The organism is Pseudomonas sp. FSL R10-0399, assembly GCF_009600165.1.
In the GTDB taxonomy this organism is placed as follows: Bacteria; Pseudomonadota; Gammaproteobacteria; order Pseudomonadales; family Pseudomonadaceae; genus Aquipseudomonas; species Aquipseudomonas helleri.
On the sequence record NZ_WIWK01000173.1, the window covers coordinates 1 to 8,109 of the forward strand.

Consider the following 8,109-nt stretch of genomic DNA (forward strand, 5'->3'; position numbering starts at 1 on the left):
CGGCCCCGGCGGCGGACCACGAACAAACCCTGCGCCTGCGCGAAGCCACGGCGATGCTGGCGGTGTCCCGCTGGATGTACCGAAGTGCGCTGGAACGCACCGAATCCCGTGGCATGCACCGGCGCAGCGACTATGCAGGCACCGACGTGACGCAACACCACCGGGTTATCAGTGGCGGGCTGGATGACGTCTGGACCGGGCATGAACGCCTCGGGCCGGTGATGGAGCAGTTGCTGAGAGGGCAGGCGGCATGATTGAACTGATTGATCCGCAGCGTTGCACCGGCTGCAACATTTGCGTGCTGGCTTGCCCCACTAACGTGTTCGCGCCAGTACCGGGGCAAGCGCCCTTGATTGCCCGGCAGAACGATTGCCAAACCTGCTTTATGTGCGAAGTCTACTGCCCCGAAGATGCCTTGTTTGTGGCGCCGTACGCAGACCGCCTGGCTACGCCTGTCGAGATCGCTGACCAGACCCGGCAGTGGCTGGGCAGCTACCGCAGCGCGGTGGGGTGGGGCAAGGGGCGGGCGTCTACCGCCAGCGATGACCAGAGTTACCATTTGCTAGGAAAGTATTAACCATGAAGGGATTCAATCGACGGCAGTTTTTGGGGGCCGGGCTCGGTGCTGCGGCCTTGTTAGGATTGCCCGGGCGTTTGCTCGCCGCCAGCGACCCAAAGCGTACTTTGCGTGTGGGCTATGTGGGTTCGACCACAGTGCCTACCGGGCCCTCCGGTTGGGCCTTGCACCAAGGGTTAACGCAAAAACATCTGGAGCCACTGGGCTTCGACAACATCAGCACTTACGTGTTTGTGAACGGCCCGGAACTGAATGAAGCCTTGCTGTCGGGTGCGCTGGATGTCGGCACCTACGGCGATACCCCGGCCATGGTGTGTTACGCCATGAGCCAGGCCAGCCGTTTGCTCAGCATCGATGCCGTGGGCATGAACGCCTGGCTCGTCACTCCCAAGAACGGCGTGAGCTCTGTGGCCGAACTCAAAGGCAAGGTGGTTGCCACGCCGCTGGGGTCGTACATGCACCGCTACCTGATCGGCACCTTGCACGAGGCAGGCATTCTCAAAGACACCAAAATCGTGGCCTTGCCTGCCCGCGATTCGGAAGCCGCATTGGCGCGGGGCGACATTGCCGCTTACGCAGCGCAAAGCGAATTGGGCCCTACGCTGTTGAGCAACGGTTACCCGCTGATCGACCAGGCCACTGACCACCCGCACTTACGCGGCTGCACCGTGACCGTCGCCAGTGAGAAGTTATTGAAACAAGTGCCCCACTTCAGTGAGGCCTGGTTGGCTGCGCGCCGCGAGTCGGTGGCGCAGATCACGGCCGACTGGCCGGCTTACTTCAGCTTCCATGCCCAGGCGTCCAAATACTCCCAGGCGGCGATTGAAGCCACCTACACCGGGAATGAGTTTCAGTTGGAGCCACTATCCCCGGTGGGCCTTGAATTGTTGAGTGGTTCCAAACAGTTCCTGCTCGAACAACGCCTGATCCGTCGTGATTTCGATATCAACGAGTGGAAGGTCTAACCCCGCGCCCCAACCAACTGTAGGAGCGAGCTTGCCTCGCGATCTTTTAAAAGATCAAAAGATCGCGAGGCAAGCTCGCTCCTACACGTATTTGATTGACTCAGCCCTTCACCAACCGCCGTATGTCCACCGTTTCCAGAATGCTTTTCGGCGCACCATGGCGCGCTACTTCGAGCATTGCCAAGCCGATTTCTTCGGTCGACAACACGTACTTGGGCAGTAACTTGCGGGCAATCGACAGCAAGGGCGAGGTCAGCACATAGAACGCGTTGTACATCGGCGTCTTCGAACGCGCGCCGTGCAACGGCTGGATCACCCCAGGGCGAAACATGTAAGCCGCCTTGAACGGTAACGCCAGCAGGTCGGTTTCGGTGCGCCGTTTAACCCGCGCCCACATGGCCGACTGGCTGCCGGTGCCGGCGCCTGACACATAGGTAAAGGTCAGTTGCGGGTTGAGGCGCGACAGCACTTGGCCGGCCGCCAGCGGGATGTCGTGGTTGATGCGCGAATACCCGGCTTCGTCCATGCCCACCGCCGAGGCGCCGAGGCAGAAAAAGCAGGCGTCAAAGCCCGTCAGCAGGTCTTCAATGGCCGAGTAGTCGAGCAGGTCGGCATGCACCAGGGTGCGCAGTTTGGGGTGGCTTGTTTCGCTTTCAGAGCGGCCAATGCTCAGGACATGGGTCACATCCTGTGCGGCCAGAGCCTCACGCAACACCCCTTGGCCCACCATCCCGGTGGCGCCAAACATCACAATTTTCATCTCAGTAGTCCGTTAGCGTTAATGAGTGGAGGACGACATGGGTTGCTGGGCTTGCGAGGCGCGCCAACGCGCTGGCGTCGTGCCTTCCCATGACCGAAACGCCCGATAAAACGAGTTGGTGTCCTCGTAGCCTAGCAGGCAGGCAATTTCTTCAATCTCGATTGAAGGTTCGCTGAGCAGATGGCGCACCACCTCTTGGCGGGTCTCCAGCATCAGTTGCCGAAAGTTCGTGCCGTCTTCGGTAATTCGCCGCTGCAAGGTGCGCTCGCTCATGCCCAGTTCCCGCGCCACGTCGGCCAGTTCCGGGCGACCGCTGGCGAGGATGCGCTTGAGTGCTGCCTTGACTTGCAGGCTGATGCTGGCCGACGCCGTGGCCTCGGCCAATGCAGCTATCAGCGCCGGGTTGAGCATGTCCAGCAGCTCCGGGTTATGGCCCGGAAACGGCCGATCCAGATCCGCCACGTCCAGCACCAAGGCATTGCGCTCGGCGCCATACTGCACGGGGCATCCGTAGAACTCGCTGAGCGCAGGGCTGCCATCGTCTTTACGAGCCAGTTCGACCTTGCGCGGGGTAATGTGCACGCGGGTGCCCTGACGACCCAGTTCTACGAAGGTGGCAAAGGCTGCGTCCACCAGCAGGTTGGGCGGCAGCTCGGGGTGTGCAGCCAGTCAATGGTGACGGTGCAGGTCTGGCCGTCTTCATTAACCAGCAGCCGTTCCGGCGTGCACAGTTGTTTGAAACGGGCCATACGGTGCAAGCCATCGCGATAATCACGGGCAATAAAGGCTGCAAAGCTGGACGGCGGCAAGGTCGCAAAATCAAGCCGGGTCACCAGCAACACAGCGGCGGCCGGGTCTGGGTTGAGGGCCTGCACGGCGGCCCACAAACGAAAGAATTCTTCGGTGCTCACCTGACGCCGGTCACGCAGCTCACGTATGCACAGCGTGACGGGGAGCCGTGCCTGACGCAGGACCACTGAAGGCTCCAGCCCGATCAGCTTCAGGCCATGCCAAAAGGCATCCGGCACATTGAAACGAGAGGCAATAGGGCGGCTTGCGTCAGACATGGGGGCTCCTTTATGTCAGGTCAGTCAGGGGGGCTCAGTTAGAGGCCGACACGCTCAGGTCGTGCCACTTTTTATCCGATTCGGCCAGGTCTTGCGCGGCCTTGGCAGCGTATTGCACCGCGTCGCTACCGATCAGCAGACGCAGTGGCGCGTCGTCCTTGAGGGCCAGCTCCAGCACAATTTCAGCCACACGGTCCGGGCGGGTCGGCAAAATGCCCGGGGAGTTGAGCAACTCGGCCAGTGCGCCGACCGATTGTTTGTAGGGTTCGCTGATAGGCGGGATGGTCATGGACGGGCCGGCCCAATCGGTCTGCATGCCGCCCGGCTCAAGCACGGTGACTTTGATGCCAAGCGGGGTGACTTCCTGTGCCAGCACGGTGGAGAACCCGCCGACGGCCCACTTCGCGCTCTGGTACGCGCCCAGGCCAGCCATGCCAATACGCCCACCCAGCGACGAGACCTGGAAGATGTGCCCGCTGCCCTGGCGACGCAGGACCGGCACAACCGCCTTGCTCACATACACCACGCCGTAGAAGTTGGTGTCGATTTGCGCGCGGAAGTCTTCCAGGGTGACGTCTTCGACCGCAGCCAGATCGCCATAACCGGCGTTGTTGACCACCACATCGAGGCGGCCAAAATGCTTCACGGCGGCGTCAACCGCCTGTTCCACCTGCTCGTTGTTGGTCACGTCCAGCGCCAGTGGGTAAATCGCATCACCAAACTCGGCCACCAGGTCATCCAGTTGCTGAGGCTTGCGGGCGGTGGCGACAACACGGTCTCCGGCGCGCAGGGCAGCCAGAGTGATGGAGCGACCGAGGCCACGGGAACTGCCAGTGATAAACCAGATCTTGGACATTCGAACACCTCTTCGTCAGAAACCGCTGAAACACCTGCCTCAGCGCCTGAACAAATAATGCTCGGCTGGCCGCCTTTACACACTAGCAGCAAGGCGCCAAGTGGCTTGCAGAAGGCGCCATTGTGCTTGCAACTCAGGTAATCGGCGCGAACTCCTCAACCGCATCCGGCCAAGGGCTCAGCACTTCAAAGCCGTTGTCGGTCACCGCCACCATGTGTTCCCACTGGGCCGACAGCGACAAATCCTTGGTGACCACGGTCCACTGGTCAGCCAGGGTTTTGACGTGGCGCTTGCCCGCGTTGAGCATCGGCTCGACGGTGAAAATCATGCCGGTTTTAAGCTTCATGCCCTGGCCGGGATAACCGTAATGGAGGATCTGCGGTTCGTCGTGATAAACCTTGCCGATGCCGTGGCCGCAGTACTCGCGCACCACGCTGAAGCCTTCTTTTTCGGCAACGGTCTGGATCGCGTGGCCAATGTCGCCCAGGGTTGCACCGGGGCGAACCTGGCGAATACCGGCGCACATGGCCTCATAGGTTGTTTTGACCAGATGCCGCGCTTGCGGGCACGGTTCGCCCACGTAGTACATGCGGCTGGTGTCGCCGTACCAGCCATCCTTCACCACGGCGATGTCGATGTTGACGATGTCGCCATCGTGCAGCACCCGGCCCGACGGGATGCCATGGCACACCACTTCATTGACCGAGGTGCACACGGTTTTCGGGAAGCCGTGGTAGCCGACGTTGCCGGGAATGGCCTTTTGCACATTGACGATGTAGTCGTGGCAAATCTTGTCGAGCTGGTCGGTGGTCACCCCTGCTTTGACGTGCGGGGTGATCATCGCCAGTACTTCAGCCGCGAGCATACCGGCGACTTTGGACTGGGCGATTTGGGCCGGTGTGTTGATAACCACGTGCGCTCTCATGGGCGGGCTCCTGCTGCAGCCTGTGCCGAATCAGCCAATTGGCACAGCTGTTTTAAATCGAGACCGCCCTCAAGCTCGGCGCGAATCAGTAAACGACTGATCTGGTTGTGATCCAGATCCGGGTACAGCTCTGTCAGCATGCCAATGCGCATCCAGTGCTCTGCCTGAGCATTGATCGAGCGACTGAGCGCGTTGCTGGCGATGCGCAGATTTTCGTGCATGGCGTCCGAGATTTTTACGATGCCCATCAAATGACCCAAGATGAAATGTATATGTAATGTAAGCGAAACGTATATTAGGCGATGAGCCACGAAATCTGCAACACGCAGCCATGGACAGGCCCAAGGGTCGATCCCTATGCTGGGGCCATTACAAAAACAATCAAGAACGCCATGAACCCCGACTCTTCCCTCCATGTGTTGTTGCAGTGGCTTGCCCGGCCGCACCGTAGCCTGGTGGCGCGCTATACGTTGCTGTCCGTTGTGGTTATGAGCGTGGCGCTGATTACCCTGGCGATTTTTTATGAGCAACTGGCCAAGGACTTGCTCAACCGTCTTACCGGCGAGCGGCTGGATGCCCAGGCATTGTCGACGGCCAACCGCCTGTCCTCCTTTCTGGATGATCGCTTCTACCAGCTCTCGGCGCTGTCCAATCACCCCAACATGCCTGAATTTATAGTTGATCAATCGCGGCTGATCAGCGACGTCGACTCGCTGCTCAAGCTGGAAGGGGACTTGCCCTTTATGTACGGCGTGCTGTTTTTTGATGAGCAGGACCGCTTGATCAAAGTACTGCCGGGCCAGTCTGCATCGGGGGAGCCGTACTGGGGCAATGAACACTGGTCCATCGCCGGTTTGCCGGTGCAATGGGTCGGCGATGTCGAAGTGATAGGGCCGCTGCTGCCCAAGGCGGGCGGCTCGGGCAGCTTTCTGATCCGCAAGAGCATCCGCATCGGGCGTACCAATCAGAAGGTGCGCATAGCCCTGCATTTACGCCTGGCTTCCTTGAGCGAGTTGCTGGTCAGCGCAGGCATGGGCGGCGTGGTTGCGCCGTTGTTACGCGTGCCTGGTGGCGCGTTTATCGACCCCACCGGGCGGCCCGTCAAGGCGCCGGGGCAATGGCACGAAGGGCCGATGATTTTGCCCGGCTGGCAACTGGTGTTCAGTGTCGAGCCGGGGGCCATCCTCAAGCCTCTGAACGATGCGCGCTGGTGGCTGTACTGGGTGGCGGCGGGGTTTATCGGGTTCATCCTCATTGTCTTCTTTACCCTCTCGCGGCAGTTGCGTGCGCGGGTCAGCACCTTGCTGCAAGGCGCCCATCAACTGTCCATGGGCGACTTGAGCTATCGCCTCGCGCTACAACCCAAGGACGATGAAATCAGCCATGTGGCCCGCGCCTTTAACGTGATGGCCGAGCGTCTGGCGCAGGTCATGGACCAGACCGTACGCAGCGAAAACCTCGCCGTGCTGGGCACCTTCGCCACGGGCGTGGCCCATGAAGTGCGCAACCCGCTGGCGACCATGAAAACCACGGTGCAAGCCTTGCTGCGCCGCGAGCAAGAACCTGAGCGGCGGCACCTGCTGAGTGATCTGGTCAAGGAAATCGACCGCTTGTCACGGGTCACCAATGACTTGCTCGAATACGGCCGCCCGCACCCGGCCAAACCGCGGGTGGTCTCGGTGGCGCACCTGTTCGAGCACACGGCGGCGATGGTCGCCCCCCACTTGCAAGCGCGCAATATCGAGCTGCTGTGCGAGTCGGCAGGGGATTTGCAACTGTTCGTCGACCCGGATCAAGCCCGCCAAGTGCTGCTCAACCTGTGTTTGAACGCTGTGCAGGCCAGCCCGGAGGGCGGCGTGGTACGGCTGTGCGCCGAGACGGGCCAAGGCCGCGTGCGGGTGTTGATCATCGATCAGGGCTGCGGTATTTCGCCTGAACACCTGGAACAGATTCGCCAGCCATTTTTCACCCTTAAACCCCAGGGCACCGGCTTGGGGTTGAGCATCAGCCAGCAACTGCTGGAGGCCAACGATGCGCGCATGCACATCGTCAGCCGCGTGGGTGAGGGCACACAGGTGGCGCTCGATTTCCCTGCGTTCACCCGGTTTTTGTAGCCGCTTGCGTGCCCCGTCAGCGGCTACCGATCATTTTGAATACGTAAAAGTGAGACACAGATGCCTGATGTTCACGTGTTAATCGTCGACGATGAAGAAGCGCTGGTGCGCTCGCTCAGCTATGCATTGCGCGGGGAGGGCATGCGTATCAGCACGGCCAACAGCGGCGAGGCGGCGCTGCAACAGGTGCTGGATGACATCGACATTGTCTTGCTGGACCTGGGCCTGCCGGGCATCGATGGCATGGCCACGCTGGATGGCTTGCGCCAGCGCAGCCCGCACCTGCCGGTGATCATGATCTCTGCCCACGGCGACACCCGGGCGGCGGTGCAGGCGGTCAAAAGCGGCGCCACCGATTACCTGACCAAACCCTTTGAACTGGATGACTTGCTCGCCACCATCAGCAGCACCTTGGCCCTGGACACACCTGAGTCACCGGTGCCCGGCCTGCAAGGGCAAAGCCCGGCCATGAGCACGCTGCACGCGGCGGTGCAACGGATTGCCCGCAGCTCGGCCACGCGGATTCTGCTGTTGGGTGAGTCCGGAACGGGCAAGACCTTGGTCGCCCAAGCGCTGCATGCGCACAGTTCACGGGCTGCCAGCGCGTTTATCGAAGTGAACTGCGCCGCCTTGCCCGAGCAGTTGATCGAGGCCGAGCTGTTTGGCTCGGAGAAAGGCGCCTACACCGGCGCCCATCAAAAGCGCGCCGGGCTGGTCAGCCAGGCCAACGGCGGCACGCTATTTCTCGACGAAATCGGCGAGTTGCCGCTGAGCCTGCAAGCCAAGTTGCTGCACTTTCTGGAAAACGGCAGCTACCGCGCGGTGGGCGCCAGCCAGGCCAGCAG

At 61.1% G+C, this 8,109-nt stretch carries 10 protein-coding genes and 1 pseudogene; 5 read left to right on the forward strand and 6 right to left on the reverse strand.

The window, feature by feature from the left end:
- From GHO41_RS27670 to GHO41_RS27680, 3 genes and pseudogenes are all read left to right on the forward strand, one after another.
- A pseudogene (locus GHO41_RS27670) lies at positions 1-254 on the forward strand (hypothetical protein); the annotation flags it as partial.
- Positions 251-577, forward strand: a complete 327-nt coding sequence (locus tag GHO41_RS27675; RefSeq protein WP_048368674.1) for a ferredoxin family protein — start codon at positions 251-253, stop codon at positions 575-577. The pseudogene GHO41_RS27670 and the gene GHO41_RS27675, both read left to right, overlap by 4 nt.
- A gap of 2 nt (positions 578-579) precedes the next feature.
- Entirely contained in the window at positions 580-1,542 is a 963-nt protein-coding gene (locus tag GHO41_RS27680; RefSeq protein WP_153435194.1) for an ABC transporter substrate-binding protein, read from the forward strand.
- Between the two features lie 100 nt (positions 1,543-1,642).
- Here the strand turns inward: GHO41_RS27680 and GHO41_RS27685 are convergent, their stop codons facing one another.
- The 6 genes from GHO41_RS27685 to GHO41_RS27705 form a co-directional block, all read right to left on the reverse strand.
- Complete coding sequence (locus GHO41_RS27685) at positions 1,643-2,302, reverse strand: NAD(P)H-binding protein (protein ID WP_153435195.1); 660 nt, start codon at positions 2,300-2,302, stop codon at positions 1,643-1,645.
- A gap of 18 nt (positions 2,303-2,320) precedes the next feature.
- Positions 2,321-2,935, reverse strand: coding sequence for a helix-turn-helix domain-containing protein (locus GHO41_RS30485; protein ID WP_371929059.1), 615 nt, complete (start codon positions 2,933-2,935; stop codon positions 2,321-2,323).
- Positions 2,908-3,369 (reverse strand): AraC family transcriptional regulator ligand-binding domain-containing protein, encoded by a 462-nt coding sequence (locus GHO41_RS30490; RefSeq protein ID WP_256678873.1) that lies wholly within the window; start codon positions 3,367-3,369, stop codon positions 2,908-2,910. Before GHO41_RS30490 ends, GHO41_RS30485 begins: the two co-directional genes overlap by 28 nt.
- A gap of 34 nt (positions 3,370-3,403) precedes the next feature.
- A complete protein-coding gene (locus GHO41_RS27695; protein WP_123750321.1) occupies positions 3,404-4,225 on the reverse strand; it encodes an SDR family NAD(P)-dependent oxidoreductase in 822 nt (273 codons plus the stop codon).
- Between the two features lie 133 nt (positions 4,226-4,358).
- The gene (gene map, locus GHO41_RS27700; protein ID WP_153435196.1) at positions 4,359-5,150 is read right to left on the reverse strand and encodes a type I methionyl aminopeptidase; all 792 of its coding nucleotides are present in this window, start codon (positions 5,148-5,150) and stop codon (positions 4,359-4,361) included.
- Positions 5,147-5,398, reverse strand: a complete 252-nt coding sequence (locus GHO41_RS27705) for a ParD-like family protein (RefSeq protein WP_048368667.1) — start codon at positions 5,396-5,398, stop codon at positions 5,147-5,149. Before GHO41_RS27705 ends, map begins: the two co-directional genes overlap by 4 nt.
- A gap of 144 nt (positions 5,399-5,542) precedes the next feature.
- On the opposite strand from GHO41_RS27705, the gene GHO41_RS27710 reads away from it, so the two are divergent.
- Together GHO41_RS27710 and GHO41_RS27715 are read left to right on the forward strand one after the other, a co-directional pair.
- Positions 5,543-7,264 (forward strand): PAS domain-containing sensor histidine kinase, encoded by a 1,722-nt coding sequence (locus GHO41_RS27710; RefSeq protein ID WP_153357145.1) that lies wholly within the window; start codon positions 5,543-5,545, stop codon positions 7,262-7,264.
- Between the two features lie 60 nt (positions 7,265-7,324).
- On the forward strand, positions 7,325-8,109 hold a 785-nt coding region (locus tag GHO41_RS27715), incomplete at its 3' end, for a sigma-54 dependent transcriptional regulator (protein WP_153435197.1).